Origin of the sequence: Oceanibaculum sp., assembly GCF_022449305.1 — a bacterium.
Lineage (GTDB): Bacteria > Pseudomonadota > Alphaproteobacteria > Oceanibaculales > Oceanibaculaceae > Oceanibaculum > Oceanibaculum indicum.
Genome location: NZ_JAKUSO010000024.1, coordinates 34,958 through 49,664 on the forward strand (window position 1 = coordinate 34,958; position 14,707 = coordinate 49,664).

Consider the following 14,707-nt stretch of genomic DNA (forward strand, 5'->3'; position numbering starts at 1 on the left):
TCCATCTGTTCCGGCCGGAAGTCCGCGCCTTCTACAATCTGGAGAAGATGTGGGGGTTGGAAGTGCCGGCCGCGGCGGAGATCAGCACCGTTGCCGTGACCGCTTGAGCCGGTAGGTGCGCGTCACCATCGCCGCTATCGGCAAGGCGAAGCCCGGTATCCTGCGCGATCTGTACCGGCATTATGCGGAACGCTCGCGCTGGCCGGTCGTTCTGAAGGAGATGGAGGTCAAGGCGAAGCTGCCGGCGCCGGAGATGATGGCGCGCGAGGCGGCCCTGCTGCTGGAAGCGGTGCCGTCCGGCGCCCGGCTGGTAGCCCTCGACGAGCGCGGGCGCGACCTTTCCAGCGCCGATCTGGCCGCCACGCTGGGCGGCTGGCGCGATGGCGGCACCGGCGACATCGCCTTCGTCATCGGCGGTGCCGACGGGCTGGACGAGAATGTCAGGCGGCAGGCCGATCTGCTGCTGGCCTTCGGGCGGGCGACCTGGCCGCACATGATGGTGCGCGGCATGCTGGCCGAACAGCTCTACCGGGCGCAGCAGATCCTGGCCGGTCATCCCTACCATCGCGAGTAGGGCATCGCTGATAGGGTAAAACGTTGGAAATGCCTTGTTTTGCGACAGATTGCCCCACAGATTGCCCCTGTGCGGGGGCGCTCCAGAGGCCTATATTGACGCCATGAACGATATGACCCATTCCCCCGATTCCCGTCGCCTGCCGAAACCGCGCGGGCCTGTTGTGCTGTGCATCCTTGATGGCTGGGGCTATCGCGAGGAGCGCGAGAATAACGGTATCCTGCTGGCCAAAACGCCGGTCTGGGACCGGCTGATGGCAAGCTGCCCGCGTTCCCTTCTGAACGCGTCGGAACTGCATGTCGGCCTGCCTTCCGGGCAGATGGGCAATTCCGAGGTCGGCCACATGAATCTCGGCGCCGGCCGCAAGGTGATGCAGGAGCTGCCGCGCATCGACCAGGCTATTGCCGACGGATCGCTGGCGAAGAATCCGGAGCTGGCGAAATTCATTGCGTCGCTGAAGCAGAGCGGCGGCGCCTGCCATCTGCTGGGCCTCGTCTCGCCGGGCGGCGTGCATTCGCATCAGGACCATATGGTGGCACTGGCGAAGCTGCTGGCGGCTGAGGGTGTGGCGGTGAAGATCCACGCCTTCCTCGACGGGCGCGACACCCCGCCGAAGAGCGCGCTCGGCTATATGGAGAAGTTCCTCGCCGATCTGGACGATGCGGCGACCATCGCCACCGTTTCCGGCCGCTTCTTCGCGATGGACCGCGACAAGCGCTGGGACCGGGTGGAGCAGGCCTATGAAGTGACCGTCGATGGCAAGGGCAATGCGGCGGATAACGCCCTGGCGGCCATCAAGGCCGCCTATGAGCGGGACGAGACGGACGAGTTCGTGGCACCCACCAGCATCGCGGGCTATGCGGGCATGCGCGATGGCGATGGCGTGCTGATGGCGAATTTCCGCGCCGACCGCGCCCGCGAGCTGTTGACCGCGCTGCTGGACCCCGCCTTTGACGGTTTTTCGCGTGCCCGTGTGCCACAACTCGGCGCGGTGCTGGGCATGGTCGAATATTCCTCGGCGCTGGCGAAGTTCATGCTCTGCCTGTTCGCGCCGGGCACGCTGGAGAATGTGCTGGGCGCGGTGGTGTCCGATGCCGGCCTGCGCCAGCTGCGCATCGCCGAGACGGAGAAATACGCCCACGTCACCTTCTTCCTGAATGGCGGCGTGGAGACGGAATTTCCGGGCGAGAGCCGCATCCTGGTGCCGTCCCCGAAGGTGAAGACCTACGATCTGCAGCCGGAAATGTCGGCGCCGGAGCTGACCGACAAGCTGGTGGCAGCCATTGGCTCGGGCGATTTCGATCTGATCGTGGTGAATTACGCCAATGGCGACATGGTCGGCCATACCGGCAATCTGGAGGCCGCAATCAAGGCGGCGCAGACCGTTGATGCCAGCCTTGGCCGGCTGGAGACGGCGATCCAGCAGGCCGGCGGCGTCATGCTGGTCACCGCCGACCACGGCAATATCGAGATGATGCAGGACCCGGACACGCATGAGGCGCACACGGCGCACACGCTGAATCTGGTGCCGGCGATCCTGGTGAATGGCCCGAAGGAGGCTGTCGGGTTGAAGGACGGCATCCTGGCCGACGTCGCGCCGACGCTGCTGCAACTGCTGGGCCTGCCGCAGCCGGAGGAAATGACCGGCCGCTCGCTACTGACCCTGACGGCATCGTCGAAAGGGGCGGCAAAGGCCGAGGCGGAGGCCCGTGCCACGGCATAACGCCTCCCGCGGCACGCTTTCTGGCCGCTGCCTCGTGGTGGCGGCGCTTTCCCTATTTCTCGCCGGTTCTCTTGCAGGGCCGGCTTTTTCCCAGCAATCGGCACCGATTCCGCAGCCCGCGCCCGATGGCAAGCTGAAAGCCATCGAGCAGGCGCTGGAGCGCGATGCCCGCCGCAAGGCAGAGCTGGAGCGCGAGGCGCAGAAGCTGCGCACTGAATCGGAAGCACTGCGCGCCGATGCGATCAAGGTGGCGAAATCCCTGCAGGAGCAGGAGGCAATCCTGTCGCGCGTCGAGGAGTCGCTGCGTGAGCTGACACGGGAGGCCAACCGCAAGCGCGCCGCACTGCAGGGTCGCGATGCCGAGGTGGCGGCATTGCTGGCCGGGTTGCAGCGGCTGTCGCGCCGCCCGCCGGAAGCCATGATCGCTTCACCTTCGGCGCCGCTGGACACGGTGCGCGGCGGCATCCTGCTGCGCGCTGCCCTGCCGCAGGTCCAGGAATCGGCGATGGCGCTGCGTGCGGAGCTGGAAGAGGTTGAGGCCCTGCAGGCGGAAATCGCGGCGGAGCGCAAGCGCCTGGCGGCGGCGCGGCAATCGCTGCTGTCGGAACGCAAGAAGCTGGAATCGCTGGCGGCTGACCGACGTCGTCTGGCGGGCCGCACCGAGGCGGAAAGCGACCGGCTGGAACGCACGGTCAGCCGGCTGTCGGACTCGGCCAACGATCTGCGCGACCTGCTGCGCCAGATCGAGGCGGAACGCGAGGCGCAGCGCAAGGCGGAGGAAGAACGCCGTCTCGCCGAGGCGAAGCGGGCAGAGGCGGCAGCGCGACGTGCGGCCGCCATGCCGGTGCCGCTCTTGAAGCCGCCGGTTGGTGGCCAGAGTGCGGGGAGCCAGAATAGCGCCGTCGCCGCGCTGCCCCCGGCATCGGCGCCGCGCGTGGTGCTGGAGCCGCCGTCGGGTGCGCCGCGCACCCTGACGCGGGGCGCGCTGACACCGCCCGTCCAGGGCAAGCTGGTGCATGGCTATGGCGAGCGCAGCGAACCCGGCGGGACCGCGCGCGGCATCGTGCTGGCCGGCCGGCCCGAGGCGGTGATCGTAGCCCCGTTCGACGGGCAGGTGGTTTATGCTGGAAAATTCCGGGGTTACGGGCAAATCTTGATAATCGATCACGGCAATGGATATCATAGCCTGCTGGCGGGTCTGGGCAGGATAGACAGCGTCGTTGGCCAGTACCTCCTGGCCGGGGAACCGGTGGGGGGCCTGGGAAGGGATGGCGAAAATGCGCAGGAACTCTATCTTGAATTGCGCCGCAACGGTGAGCCGATAAATCCGCTGCCATGGCTGGCAGCACGTACTGATAGGATCAGAGGATGAAGTATCTTTCCCGCATCGCGCTTGCCACGTCGGTCGTCGCGATTGGGCTCTATGCAGCCGGGACCATCGCCCCCATGGCGCAGACCGGCCAGCGGTCGGAAACCTATCGCCAGCTCAATCTGTTCGGCGAAGTGTTCGAGCGGGTGCGTGCCGACTATGTCGAGGAAGTGACCGATGAGAAGCTGGTCGAATCGGAAATCAACGGCATGCTGACGGCGCTCGACCCGCATTCCGGCTATCTGACGGCGAAATCCTATCAGGACATGCAGGTGCAGACCCGTGGCGAGTTCGGCGGGCTGGGCATCGAGGTGACGATGGAGCAGGGGCTGGTGAAGGTGGTCTCACCCATCGACGAGACGCCGGCCTTCCGCGCCGGCCTGCAGCCGGGCGACTTCATTACCCATCTGGATGGCGAGCAGGTGCTGGGCCTGACGCTGGCGGAGGCGGTCGAGCGCATGCGCGGCCGTGTCGGCAGCGAGATCAAGCTGACGATCCGCCGTGCCGCGCAGGAGCCGTTCGAGGTCACCATCAAGCGCGATGTGATCCGCATCCGCTCGGTGCGGTCGCGGGCGATCGACAATATCGGCTATATCCGCATCACCACCTTCAACGAGCAGACCCAGTCCGGCCTTGAAAAGGCGATTGCCGATCTGCGGGCAGAGAAGGGCAAGGACCTGATCGGCATCGTTCTCGACCTGCGCAACAATCCGGGCGGCCTGCTGGACCAGGCGATTTCGGTCAGTGATTCCTTCCTGAATCAGGGAGAGATCGTCTCGACGCGCGGTCGCCGCACCGAGGACAGCCAGCGCTTCAACGCCAAGAGCGGCGATATTGCCGACGGGCTGCCGATCGTGGCGCTGATCAATGGCGGCTCCGCCTCGGCCTCGGAAATCGTCGCCGGCGCGCTGCAGGATCACAAGCGCGCGCTGGTGCTGGGCACCAAATCCTTCGGCAAGGGCTCGGTCCAGACCATCATCCCGCTGCCCGGCCATGGCGCGATGCGGCTGACCACGGCGCGCTACTACACGCCGTCGGGCCGGTCGATCCAGGCCGTCGGTATCGAGCCGGACCTGCAGGTGCCGGCCGCGCGCATCGACCTGATCGACGAGAGCAAGCGGCGCAGCGAGGCGGATCTGCGTGGCGCGCTGAACAATGACACGTTGAAGCCGCAGCAGGCGCCGGCGAACCAGAATGATCCGGCGGCCGCGCCTGCTCCGGAAGCCGCGCCGGCCCCGACGCTGGGCGATGACAATGACTACCAGCTGATCCGGGCGGTCGATCTGTTGCGGGGGCTTCATATGTTCAACAAGCGCGCGGTGAACTGAGCTGAAACTCCCGAGCCTCAAACTGCCGTTCCTGGGACGCCGCCGCTCCGGCAAGAGCGGCGGTGCTTCCTTTGATGACGACCCGCCGCCTTTCGAGGACCAGCTGGACGAAGACGAAGCTGACGCCGAGGCGGCGCGTGAGCCGCTGGCTGGCCGGCCCAGTGCGGCGGTGGCGGAAAAGCGCGGCCTGGGTGCGGCGCTGACTGGCAGGCTGGGCCAGCTTCTGGTGCTTATGCTGCTGATCGGCGGCGTTGGCGCGCTGGGGGCCTGGCTGGCGGCCAAGGGGCCGGATACCGCCGCGGAGCGGGCCCTGCGCATGCCGCGCGCCACCCTGTCCTTCATCCCGCCGGAACAGCGCCAGCCGCGCCCGGCCCCGCCGGCTGCAACCGCACCAACGGAGACGCCTGCACCCGCGCAGCAGACGGCAGAAGCGCCGGCGGCGGCAACGCCTCCCGCGCAACCGGCGCCAGCCGAGACTCCGGCTGCTAGCCCGCCAGCATCCGCGCCGGAGGCAGCCGCACCGTCGGCACCAGCCCCATCCACTCCAGCGACCACACCTCCGGCAGCGGCGGCTCCCGCGAAACCCGCACCGGCCGAACCCGCGCCGGAGCGCCGCCAGGTGGCGCTGGCGCATAATCCGGCGCTGATCGAAAACACGCCGCACGGACTGCTGCCGAAGACCGGCGAGGGCGGGCTGACGGCCTGGCGTGCCTACGCCCATCCGTTCGCCCCGACGGAACAGCGCCCGCGCATCGCCATCGCCATTACCGGCCTTGGCCTGTCCGGCGCGGCGACAGAGGCCGCCATTCAGGATCTGCCCTCGGAAGTCACCCTGGCCTTCACGCCCTATGCCAGCCGGCTGACGGAATGGATACCGATGGCGCGTGCCGCCGGGCATGAGGTGATGCTGGCCCTGCCGATGGAGCCGATCAGCTTCCCGCAGAGCGATCCGGGGCCGCAGACTCTGCTGACCAGCCTCAGCCCGGTGGAGAATCTGGACCGCATGGAATGGGCGCTGGGCCGCTTCACCGGCTATGTCGGCGTTGTCGATCTGGAAGGGTCGCGCTTCACCACCTCGGAACAGTCGCTGATGCCGATCCTACAGGCGCTGAAGGATCGCGGGCTGATGTATCTCGACAGCAAGCGCGCCTCGACCAGCCTGGCGGCACAGGTTGCGGCGAACATCGATCTGCCTTACAGCGTGAACAGCCGGTTCCTGGATGACGAGGCCAGCCGCATCGCCATCGACCGGGCGCTGGCCGATCTGGAGCGGCTGGCGCGCAGCTCGGGATCGGCGGTCGGCATCGGCCATCCCTATCCGGTGACGCTAGAGCGGCTGCGCGCCTGGCTGCCGACCCTGGCCGCCAAGGGGCTGGTGCTGGCGCCGATCACCGCCACGGTGGAACGCCGCGCGAGAGGTTGAGGTTAGGGAAGAGCGAAAGCGCAGAAGCGTGCCCGACCATCTCGACCGGCCCGGCGTGGGAATCATGCTGATCAACCATGACGGGCGCATCTTCGTGGCCCGACGTATCGACATGCCGAGCGAGGCCTGGCAGATGCCGCAGGGCGGCATCGACGAGGGCGAGGACCCGGCAACCGCGCTGTTCCGCGAAATGCGCGAGGAGATCGGCACTGACAAGGCCGAAGTGCTGGCCGAAAGCGATGACTGGTACCGCTACGATCTGCCGGAAGGGCTGCGCGACAGGCTGTGGGGCGGGCGCTATGTCGGGCAGCGGCAGAAATGGTACGCGCTGCGCTATCTCGGCAGTGACGCCGACATCAACATCGAAACCGAGCACCCGGAATTCATGGACTGGAAATGGGCGCCCTCGGCGACCGTGCCGTCGCTGATCGTGCCGTTCAAGCGCGCCCTCTACCAGCAGGTGATGGACGAGCTGCTGGCGAAGATTCCGCCCTCCCTGCGTATCGCGGGCTAGGCCTAGCCGCCGGCCACGCCCTGCGTGTTCACATAGAGCGCGTAGAGCGACTGGCTGGCCGCCATGAACAGCCGGTTGCGCTTCAGGCCCCCGAAGCAGACATTGGCGCAGCGCTCCGGCAGGGCGATCCGGCCGATCGGCGTGCCGTCCGGCGCGAACACCATGACGCCGTCCAGTTCCGCCGTGCCCATGCCCCAGCCGGCCCAGATATTGCCGTCCACATCACAGCGCATGCCGTCCGGCGTGCCGCCGGGGCCGGCGTCTGCGAAGACCCGTTTGTTGCGGATGCCCGTCCCGTCGGGAGTCACGTCATAGGCCAGAATCTTGCGGTAGGGCTGGCCGCGCGATTCGACGATATAGAGGATTTTCTCGTCAGGCGAGAAGCACAGCCCGTTCGGCCCCAGCACATCGTCCGCGATGATGCTGGCCTGGCCGGTCTGGCCGTCGATCCTATAGACCGCCTGCGGGACTTCCGGCTCCGCCTTGTTGCCCTCGTAATTGCCATGGATGCCGAAGGGCGGGTCGGTGAACCAGATCGAGCCGTCCGATTTCACCACCACATCGTTGGGTGAGTTCAGCCGCTTGCCCTGCCAGTTGTCCATCAGCACGGTGATGCTGCCGTCATATTCCGTGCGGGTGACGCGCCGCCCGCCATGCTCGCAGGTGATCAGCCGCCCCTGCCGGTCGCGGGTATGGCCGTTGGCGAAGTCGGTCGGGCGGCGGTAGGTCGAGACCTGGCCGGTCTCCTCCTCCCATTTCAGGATGCGGTTGTTGGGGATGTCGCTCCACAGCAGATAGCGCCCGTCGCCGAACCAGACCGGCCCTTCCGACCAGCGGCAGCCGGTATGAAGCCGCTCCACCGCCGCGCTGAAGATGCGGTATTTCTCGAAGCGCGGATCGAGCGTGTGGATGGCGGGATCGGGATAGCGCGGATGATCGCGCCAGCCGGCGCTAAGCGGCGTGTCGCCCCTTTGGTCGCTCATGAAGTCCTCCTGTCGGTTCTTTTTTTAGTCTTGTCCGGCGCTATCGTACCGGCGCTGGGAGGCTAGCACATCGCTGAAATGCTCTTCAGCCCACAGCCGCAGCGAATCGACGGTTACCGACAGGGTGCGCCCGAGTGGCGTGATGCTGTATTCGACGGTCACCGGAACGGTGGCAATGACCTTGCGGTTGATCAGCCCATCGCGCTCCAGGCTCCGCAGGGTTTGCGACAGCATTTTCTGCGAGATGCCTTCGATCTGCCGGCGCAATTCGTTGAAACGAAAGGTCTGCACCGTGAGCAGGCTGAGCACGAGCACGGTCCATTTGTTGGCAATCCGGTCCAGGAGAAGACGTGTCGGACAGTCGGACGAGTAGGTGTTCGGGGGCAGCATAACGGTAACCTCCAGGTAATCTAATGAGGTGTAAGTGCCTTCTTTACACCAGGATATATAAATCGCATTTGGTATCTATTCGAAACTTATATCTCTAAACGTAAGGAATGTCGCTTATGAACGTCGCATTGATCGGCGCCACCGGAAAGGTTGGCTCCCGCATTCTCGACGAGCTTCTCAGTCGTGGGCACACGGTTACTGCCATCGCCCGTAACACGGAAAAATTATCCGGTCGCAAGGGCGTCACGGCCCGGACGGGGGATGTGAATGATGCGCTCGCCCTTGCCACCCTAATCAAGGGTTGCGAGGCTGTTATCAGCGCGGTGCCGTTCCGCACCAGCGATCCGGCGACCCTGGTGAAGGCGGTCGAGGAATCTGGCGCCCGGCGCTATCTGGTTGTTGGCGGTGCCGGCAGCCTGGAGGTCGCGCCTGGCGTCCGGCTGATCGACACGCCGGAATTCCCGGAAGCCTATCGTCAGGAAGCCACCGCCGGTGCCGGTTTCCTCGATTTCCTGCGGACCCAGGACAAGCTGGACTGGACCTTCCTGTCGCCTTCGGCCCTGTTCGTGCCGGGTGAGCGGACTGGCAGCTTTCGTCTCGGCAAGGACCAGTTGCTCGTCGGCGAGAAGGGCAGCACGATTTCCTTCGAGGATTTCTCGGTGGCTCTGGTGGATGAGCTGGAAAAGCCGGCCCATCCGCACCAGCGCTTCACCGTTGGCTATTAAGGCCATTGGCCAGCCTGTAGCGACACTGCACGATCTCCCGCCCTCTCGGGCGGGAGAACAGGCGCGTGGTCTCGATCCGGCAGGAAAGCGGCAGCAGCTGGGTCATGCCGTAGTCTGCTCCAGCGCTGCGCGCCAGCGGGCGGGCGTCATGCCATAGGCGCGCTTGAACTGGCGCGACAAGTGGCTCTGGTCGGCGAATCCGGCCTCCAGCGCGGCTTCGGCCAGCGGTGTGCCGGCCACCATCAGCCGCCGTGCCCGGTCGAGCTGGCGCATGGTGCGGAAGCGGCTGGGGCTGGTGCCGAAGGCCGCGCGGAACTGCCGGGCGAGTGTCCAGCGGTCGAGGCCGGAAAGGCGCTCCATCGCGGTGGCGGAATGACGGCCGGCGGGGTCGGCGGCGATCTGCTCGCGCACCCGCAGCAGGGCCGGCAGGTCCAGCAGTGCGGTGCCTGAACGCTCCGTGCCGGATGCTGCGCGCAGCAACCGCGCCAGCCCTGTGCCGATATCCACACGGCGCAACTCGTCCACCGCATCCTCCATGTCCAGCGCGTCGGCCAGCAGCGCCGCACCGATGCCGGGCGTGCGCAGCACAGGGTCGGCGACGAAGGGCAGGGGGCTTCCGTCCAGTGCCTGCTGGACCAGCGCCGGGTCGATATAGACGATGCGGTAGCGGAAGCCGTTCTCGGTGCCCGGCTCGCCGTCATGCAGCTCGTCCGGGTGCAGGATCAGGCACTGACCGGGCAGGCAGTGCCGCTGTTCGCCGCGATAGCGGAAGCTCTGCACGCCCGCCAGGGTGACGCCGATGGCGTAGCTGTCATGGCGGTGCGGCGAGAAGGCCTTTTCCGAAAACCGCGCCTCGATGCGCTCGATCCCGTCGCCGCCGGCACCGACGGTGATCTCCCCATGCTTGCGGACAACTCCGGGCGGTGGCGCGCACAAGCCTTCAAGAAAGCGTCCATCGGGAGGGGGCAAACTGTGTCGCATCTCAACAGTCTAGCAGGATGCGCGATGCTGACGCAGTCGGTTTCATTTTTCACCCCCGCTCCCGAGCTTTGGCCCTCCGTGCTGGCGCTGCTGCTCTCCGCGCTGGCGGTGATGGGCACGCCCGGCCCCTCCACCCTCAGCGTGACGGCGGTGGGGGCGGCCTTCGGGTTGCGCCGCTCCATAGCCTATGTGCTGGGTATAAATCTGGGTACGGTCTCGGTGCTGCTGGCGGTGGCGGCCGGGATCGTCGCCATGCTGATGTCGGAGCCAAGGTTGGCGCCTTTCCTGCTGGCCGCATCGCTGGCCTATATCTTCTACCTTGCCTACCGGATCGCCACCGCGCCGCCGCTCGCGGGGCCGGTGGAGGGGCAGGCGGTGGGCAGCGCGCCTTCCTTCCTCGGCGGCTATCTGCTGGGGATTGCCAATCCGAAGGCCTATCTGGCGATCAGCGCCGTGTTTGCCGGATCGTCCCTGCCGTTCGCCGATCCGCTGCTGGAAGCGCTGGCGAAGCTGGCGGTGCTCAGCCTTCTGATCGTCGCCATCCATACGGTCTGGCTGCTGGCCGGCGTGTCGCTGTCCCGGCTGCTGCGCGACCCGCTGGCCTCGCGGCTGCTCAACATCGCCTTTGCCGCCATCCTGTTGCTCACCACCTTCTGGGCGGCGTTCGGATAAGCAAGCGGTGCGTCCTTGGCCGCTCTTCTGTAGGGTGGCGGACAACTGAGGGAGATCGCACCATGAAGAACCCGCTCGCCAGCCTGCACCCGACGCTGATGCTGGGGCTTGTCCTGACAATCCTGCTGGTGTTCCTGGGGGCGCCGGCATTCGACCAGGCCTTCTGGGCGGGAATCTTCCGCTGGGCACATGTGCTGGCCGGGCTGCTGTGGGTCGGGCTGCTCTATTACTTCAATCTGGTACAGATACCGGCACTGGCGGCGATGCCGGAAGAGAGCCGGCCCACCATCGCCCGGTTCGTGGCGCCGAAGGCGCTGTTCTGGTTCCGCTGGTCGGCGGTGGCGACCGTGGTTCTGGGGCTGGTGACGGCGATGCTGTCGGGCTACCTGCCGGCCCTGTGGACGCTGGGGCTGGACGGGTCCGGTCCGCGCCACACCATGATCGGCATCGGCATGTGGATGGCACTGGTCATGGCCGCCAATGTCTGGCTGGTGATCTGGCCGAACCAGAAGAAGGCGCTGGGCATCGTGCTGGCCGAGCCGGCGCAGAAGCAGCGCGCCGCGCGCACCGCCTTGCTGGCCGGCCGGTTCAATCTGCTGCTGTCCTTCGCCATGCTGTACGCGATGGTGATGGCGAAGTCGGCAGGCTAAGGGGCAGGGGGCGACCCAGAATCACACCGCAACCGGGAAGCCGAGATCGACTTCCGAAGCCGGCGTGCCGCCGCGGATGCCCCAGTTTTCCATCGGGCTTTCGATCAGGGCGATCTTGATGTCGGTGGCGGCGATGCCCAGCGCGCCGAGGTTGCGTACGATGGCCTGATAGAGCGCGCGCTTCGCCTCGAAGGAGCGGTCGGCGAACAGCATCACCTCGACGATGGTGTAGTTCTGGCCGCGCCCGGACGGGATGGCGAAGTGCGATGGCTCATGCTCGATCAGTCGCACCGTGCGGTCCCATTCGGGAATCTTCAGCGCTTCCTGCAATGCGTCATGGACGGCGTCGATGACGGCATAGGGGTCCCTGATCCAGCCGGACCGCGTGGCGATGAGTGTGTTGGGCATTGTCTGTCCTCTCGGGGGTTATCGCGCGCCGGAGAGGGTTTTTTCCTTTACCCCACCGGCTGGCGGTGGGGGTTGCATGCAGGTCTTAAGGTTATCCCAAAGCGCCGCCGCCCCCACCGAAGGTGCGGGTTTTACGGGCGGTACGGGCAGTGCGCTGCATGAACATGGCAAAGACTTTAGGACCGGTTTTTTCCGGGTGCAAGCGGCTAATCAGCCATTGCTGGTGCTGCCACGACGGCGGCGAAGAAGCCATCGACGCAGACCGGGCCGTACTCCGCCAGATCGTGCGGGATGGTGCCATTCACCCAGTCGCTGATCAGCCCTTGCATCAGGCCGTGCAGCCCCAGTGCCGCGGTCAGCGGCGTCCAGCGCGGGGCCAGCGTGCCCAGCTTATGCGCGGTCTCGAAGATGCGGATCAGCAGGGCGATCATATGTTCCTTGTTGCGCAGCTGGCGCATCGCTGGCTCGCCCATCTCCTCCACATATTCGCAGCGGTGCAGCAGGATGCAGCACACGCGCTGGCGGCGTTCGTCCCGCGCGATGGTGGCGAGCGCGCCCTTGCACGAGTCTTTCAGGGTCGCCAGCGGGTCCGATGATCCGTTCTCCGCCAGTTCCTCCAGCACATCCTCCTGCGGGAGGCGGGTGCGCTGCTGCATCGCCTCGAACAGGTCGGCCTTGTCACGGAAATGCCAATAGACGGCACCGCGCGTCACGCCGGCGGCGCGCGCGATCTGCTCCAGCGAGGTGTGCGCCACGCCACGCTCAAAGAACAGGATTTCCGCCGCGTCCAGAATCTGGTCGCGGGTCTGTTCAGCCTCTTCCTTCGTCCTCCGCACCATCGTATTTTTTTCTTTCTTGCCGCTTTACATACATCCAAGAATGTATATATTGCCCGACGTAGCGAATGCAATCATTTCCGCATAAACTCCGCGCAACGCTTGTGATGCGGACAGCGCGGCGGGTCGCAAAAGCCAGAAATCATTTTGTCTATCGAAGCAGGTGAACCATGCAGGGGACGCTAGGACGCTCCTTTCGTCTTTTCACGATTGCGGCCGGCATGGTTGCTCTCGGTCTTTCCGTCGCGGCCTGTGAGGAGCAGAAGCAGGCGAATGGCGGCGCACAGGCGGCACCGCCGCCGCCGGAAGTGCTGCTGACGACCGTCGAGACCAGGGACATCCCCGTGTCCTATGAATATGCCGGCCGTGTCGCCGGCTCGCGGGAGGTGGAGGTGCGGGCCCGGGTCTCCGGTATCCTGATGGAGCGGACCTATACCGAGGGCGAGAAGGTGAAGCAGGGCGACCTGCTGTTCCTCATCGATCCGGCGCCCTACGAGGCGGCGCTGGCGCAGGCGGAGGCGATGCTTCAGCAGCAGCAGGCCAACCTCGCCCAGGCGGAACGCGAGTGGAAGCGGATATCCTCGCTGTTCGAACGCAACGCGGTGAGTGCCCGCGAGCGTGATTCGGCGCTCTCCACGCTGGAGCTGGCGAAGGCGACGGTCGCCGGCGCCCGGGCCGAATTGCGCACGGCCAGGATCAACCTGGACTATACGCGGGTCGAGGCGCCGATCAGCGGCGTGACCAGCCTTGAGGCAGTCTCCGAAGGCAGCCTCGTCGGTACGGGGCAGGATTCCAGCCTGCTGACGCGGATCAGCCAGCTCGATCCGGTCTATGTGAATTTCGCGGTGCCGGACGCCGAGTCGCTGCAACTGCGCAACATGCGCGAAAGCGGCGCGCTGACCCAGCCGGCCGACGGGCGGCTGCGCGTCGATCTCAGGCTGTCGGACGGCAGCACTGTGGCCGATGCCGGCTATGTCGATTTCACCGACAGCACCATCGACCAGAATACCGGCACGATCCGCAACCGCGCGGTCGTGGCCAACCCCGGCAGCGACCTGATGCCGGGGCAGTTCGTGCGCGTCATGGTAAAGGGCATGGTCCTGCGTGATGCGGTGACGGTGCCGCAGGCGGCTGTGCTGCAGGGACCGCAGGGCATGATGGTCTATGTCGTGGATGGCGAGAATACCGCCACGCCGCGGCCGATCAAAATCGGCCGGGCCATCGAGGATCGCTGGCTTGTCCGCGAGGGTCTGAAGAATGGTGACCGGGTGATCGTCGAGGGCGTCATCAAGGTGCGCCCGGGCCAGAAGGTGCGCCCTGCGGAGCCGAAACAAGGCGATCAGAAGCCGGGCGGTCAGAAGCAGGCCCAGGCCGGCAACCGGTAGCCGGCAGTCAGGACGAAAATCATGATCTCGCGTTTCTTCATCAACAGGCCGGTCTTCGCGACGGTCCTGTCCATCGTGATCGTGCTGGCGGGCCTCGCGGCCATGCGCTCCCTGCCGATTGCCCAGTATCCCGACATCGTGCCGCCCGATGTGGTGGTCTCGGCCAGCTATCCCGGCGCCAATGCCGAGGTGATCGCCGAAACGGTGGCTGCCCCGCTGGAGCAGAACATCAACGGCGTGCCGGGGATGATCTACATGCGCTCCTCGGCCTCGAACAGCGGCTCGCTCACGCTGACCGTCACTTTCGAGATCGGCACCGATCCCGACCAGGCGACCATCGACGTGAACAATCGCGTGCAGGCGGTATTGTCCCGCCTGCCGGAGGAGGTGCGGCGCCTTGGCGTGAACGTGACCAAGCGCTCCAGCTCGATCCTGCAGGTCATCACCATGTCCTCGCCGGGCGGGCGCTATGACCCGGTCTATGTGTCGAACTACGCGCTGCTGAACGTGGTTGACGAGCTGCGCCGCATCAACGGTGTCGGTGACGCGCAGATCTTCGGCGCCAAGGATTATGCGATGCGGGTGTGGCTGAGCCCCGACAAGCTGGCGCAGTACAATATGACGCCCAGCGACGTGGCCGCCGCCATCCGCGAGCAGAACTCCCAGTTCGCTGCCGGCCAGTTCGGCCAGGCGCCGATGGTCGATCCACAGCCTTATACCTATTCCGTCATCTCACCGGGCCGTCT

The 14,707-nt window shown here is 66.2% G+C and carries 16 protein-coding genes and 1 pseudogene; 12 read left to right on the top strand and 5 right to left on the bottom strand.

Features of this window, described 5'->3' with window-relative positions; translation table 11 throughout:
* The 7 genes and pseudogenes from MK313_RS09370 to MK313_RS09400 form a co-directional block, all read left to right on the top strand.
* A pseudogene (locus tag MK313_RS09370) lies at window positions 1-107 on the top strand (ribosome silencing factor); the annotation flags it as partial.
* 8 nt (window positions 108-115) lie between these two features.
* Window positions 116-574: a 23S rRNA (pseudouridine(1915)-N(3))-methyltransferase RlmH gene (rlmH, locus tag MK313_RS09375; protein ID WP_008946104.1), complete on the top strand. Its 459-nt coding sequence runs from the start codon at window positions 116-118 to the stop codon at window positions 572-574.
* 103 nt (window positions 575-677) lie between these two features.
* Entirely contained in the window at window positions 678-2,297 is a 1,620-nt protein-coding gene (gpmI, locus tag MK313_RS09380; protein WP_287781080.1) for a 2,3-bisphosphoglycerate-independent phosphoglycerate mutase, read from the top strand.
* On the top strand, window positions 2,284-3,669 hold the full coding sequence (locus MK313_RS09385) for a murein hydrolase activator EnvC family protein (protein WP_287781083.1): 1,386 nt from the start codon (window positions 2,284-2,286) through the stop codon (window positions 3,667-3,669). Before gpmI ends, MK313_RS09385 begins: the two co-directional genes overlap by 14 nt.
* Window positions 3,666-4,994, top strand: a complete 1,329-nt coding sequence (locus MK313_RS09390; RefSeq protein WP_287781085.1) for a S41 family peptidase — start codon at window positions 3,666-3,668, stop codon at window positions 4,992-4,994. Before MK313_RS09385 ends, MK313_RS09390 begins: the two co-directional genes overlap by 4 nt.
* A 169-nt stretch (window positions 4,995-5,163) precedes the next feature.
* Window positions 5,164-6,417, top strand: a complete 1,254-nt coding sequence (locus tag MK313_RS09395) for a divergent polysaccharide deacetylase family protein (protein ID WP_287781088.1) — start codon at window positions 5,164-5,166, stop codon at window positions 6,415-6,417.
* Between the two features lie 28 nt (window positions 6,418-6,445).
* Complete coding sequence (locus MK313_RS09400) at window positions 6,446-6,931, top strand: RNA pyrophosphohydrolase (protein WP_287781090.1); 486 nt, start codon at window positions 6,446-6,448, stop codon at window positions 6,929-6,931.
* A gap of 2 nt (window positions 6,932-6,933) precedes the next feature.
* Here the strand turns inward: MK313_RS09400 and MK313_RS09405 are convergent, their stop codons facing one another.
* Window positions 6,934-7,914: an SMP-30/gluconolactonase/LRE family protein gene (locus MK313_RS09405; RefSeq protein WP_287781092.1), complete on the bottom strand. Its 981-nt coding sequence runs from the start codon at window positions 7,912-7,914 to the stop codon at window positions 6,934-6,936.
* Between the two features lie 24 nt (window positions 7,915-7,938).
* The gene (locus tag MK313_RS09410) at window positions 7,939-8,304 is read right to left on the bottom strand and encodes a winged helix-turn-helix transcriptional regulator (protein ID WP_008946096.1); all 366 of its coding nucleotides are present in this window, start codon (window positions 8,302-8,304) and stop codon (window positions 7,939-7,941) included.
* 116 nt (window positions 8,305-8,420) lie between these two features.
* Here MK313_RS09410 and MK313_RS09415 point away from each other — a divergent pair, with 116 nt between their 5' ends.
* Window positions 8,421-9,029 carry an NAD(P)-dependent oxidoreductase gene (locus tag MK313_RS09415; protein ID WP_287781097.1) on the top strand — a complete coding sequence of 203 codons (609 nt, stop codon included), beginning with the start codon at window positions 8,421-8,423 and terminating at the stop codon, window positions 9,027-9,029.
* A 102-nt stretch (window positions 9,030-9,131) separates the two neighbouring features.
* On the opposite strand, the gene MK313_RS09420 is transcribed toward MK313_RS09415, so the two are convergent.
* Window positions 9,132-9,965 carry an AraC family transcriptional regulator gene (locus MK313_RS09420; protein ID WP_287781099.1) on the bottom strand — a complete coding sequence of 278 codons (834 nt, stop codon included), beginning with the start codon at window positions 9,963-9,965 and terminating at the stop codon, window positions 9,132-9,134.
* 69 nt (window positions 9,966-10,034) lie between these two features.
* Between MK313_RS09420 and MK313_RS09425 the strand changes: the two genes are divergently transcribed.
* Window positions 10,035-10,682 (top strand): LysE family translocator, encoded by a 648-nt coding sequence (locus MK313_RS09425; RefSeq protein ID WP_287781101.1) that lies wholly within the window; start codon window positions 10,035-10,037, stop codon window positions 10,680-10,682.
* Between the two features lie 62 nt (window positions 10,683-10,744).
* Entirely contained in the window at window positions 10,745-11,332 is a 588-nt protein-coding gene (locus tag MK313_RS09430; RefSeq protein WP_287781103.1) for a hypothetical protein, read from the top strand.
* A 21-nt stretch (window positions 11,333-11,353) separates the two neighbouring features.
* Here the strand turns inward: MK313_RS09430 and MK313_RS09435 are convergent, their stop codons facing one another.
* Complete coding sequence (locus tag MK313_RS09435; RefSeq protein ID WP_287781106.1) at window positions 11,354-11,740, bottom strand: tautomerase family protein; 387 nt, start codon at window positions 11,738-11,740, stop codon at window positions 11,354-11,356.
* Between the two features lie 206 nt (window positions 11,741-11,946).
* Window positions 11,947-12,579 carry a TetR family transcriptional regulator gene (locus tag MK313_RS09440; RefSeq protein ID WP_287781108.1) on the bottom strand — a complete coding sequence of 211 codons (633 nt, stop codon included), beginning with the start codon at window positions 12,577-12,579 and terminating at the stop codon, window positions 11,947-11,949.
* Window positions 12,580-12,797: 218 nt separating this feature from the next.
* On the opposite strand from MK313_RS09440, the gene MK313_RS09445 reads away from it, so the two are divergent.
* Both MK313_RS09445 and MK313_RS09450 read left to right on the top strand, forming a co-directional pair.
* On the top strand, window positions 12,798-13,961 hold the full coding sequence (locus MK313_RS09445; RefSeq protein ID WP_287781110.1) for an efflux RND transporter periplasmic adaptor subunit: 1,164 nt from the start codon (window positions 12,798-12,800) through the stop codon (window positions 13,959-13,961).
* Between the two features lie 21 nt (window positions 13,962-13,982).
* On the top strand, window positions 13,983-14,707 hold a 725-nt coding region (locus tag MK313_RS09450; protein ID WP_287781112.1), incomplete at its 3' end, for an efflux RND transporter permease subunit.

Excerpts from the sequence above, each read along its gene's own strand:
- MK313_RS09390 (WP_287781085.1), top strand. The coding sequence starts at position 3,666 with ATGAAGTATCTTTCCCGCATCGCGCTTGCCACGTCGGTCGTCGCGATT.
- MK313_RS09445 (WP_287781110.1), top strand. The coding sequence starts at position 12,798 with ATGGTTGCTCTCGGTCTTTCCGTCGCGGCCTGTGAGGAGCAGAAGCAG.
- MK313_RS09405 (WP_287781092.1), bottom strand. The coding sequence starts at position 7,914 with ATGAGCGACCAAAGGGGCGACACGCCGCTTAGCGCCGGCTGGCGCGAT.
- gpmI (WP_287781080.1), top strand. The coding sequence starts at position 678 with ATGAACGATATGACCCATTCCCCCGATTCCCGTCGCCTGCCGAAACCG.
- MK313_RS09425 (WP_287781101.1), top strand. The coding sequence starts at position 10,035 with ATGCTGACGCAGTCGGTTTCATTTTTCACCCCCGCTCCCGAGCTTTGG.
- MK313_RS09440 (WP_287781108.1), bottom strand. The coding sequence starts at position 12,579 with ATGGTGCGGAGGACGAAGGAAGAGGCTGAACAGACCCGCGACCAGATT.
- MK313_RS09430 (WP_287781103.1), top strand. The coding sequence starts at position 10,745 with ATGAAGAACCCGCTCGCCAGCCTGCACCCGACGCTGATGCTGGGGCTT.
- MK313_RS09415 (WP_287781097.1), top strand. The coding sequence starts at position 8,421 with ATGAACGTCGCATTGATCGGCGCCACCGGAAAGGTTGGCTCCCGCATT.
- MK313_RS09435 (WP_287781106.1), bottom strand. The coding sequence starts at position 11,740 with ATGCCCAACACACTCATCGCCACGCGGTCCGGCTGGATCAGGGACCCC.
- MK313_RS09410 (WP_008946096.1), bottom strand. The coding sequence starts at position 8,304 with ATGCTGCCCCCGAACACCTACTCGTCCGACTGTCCGACACGTCTTCTC.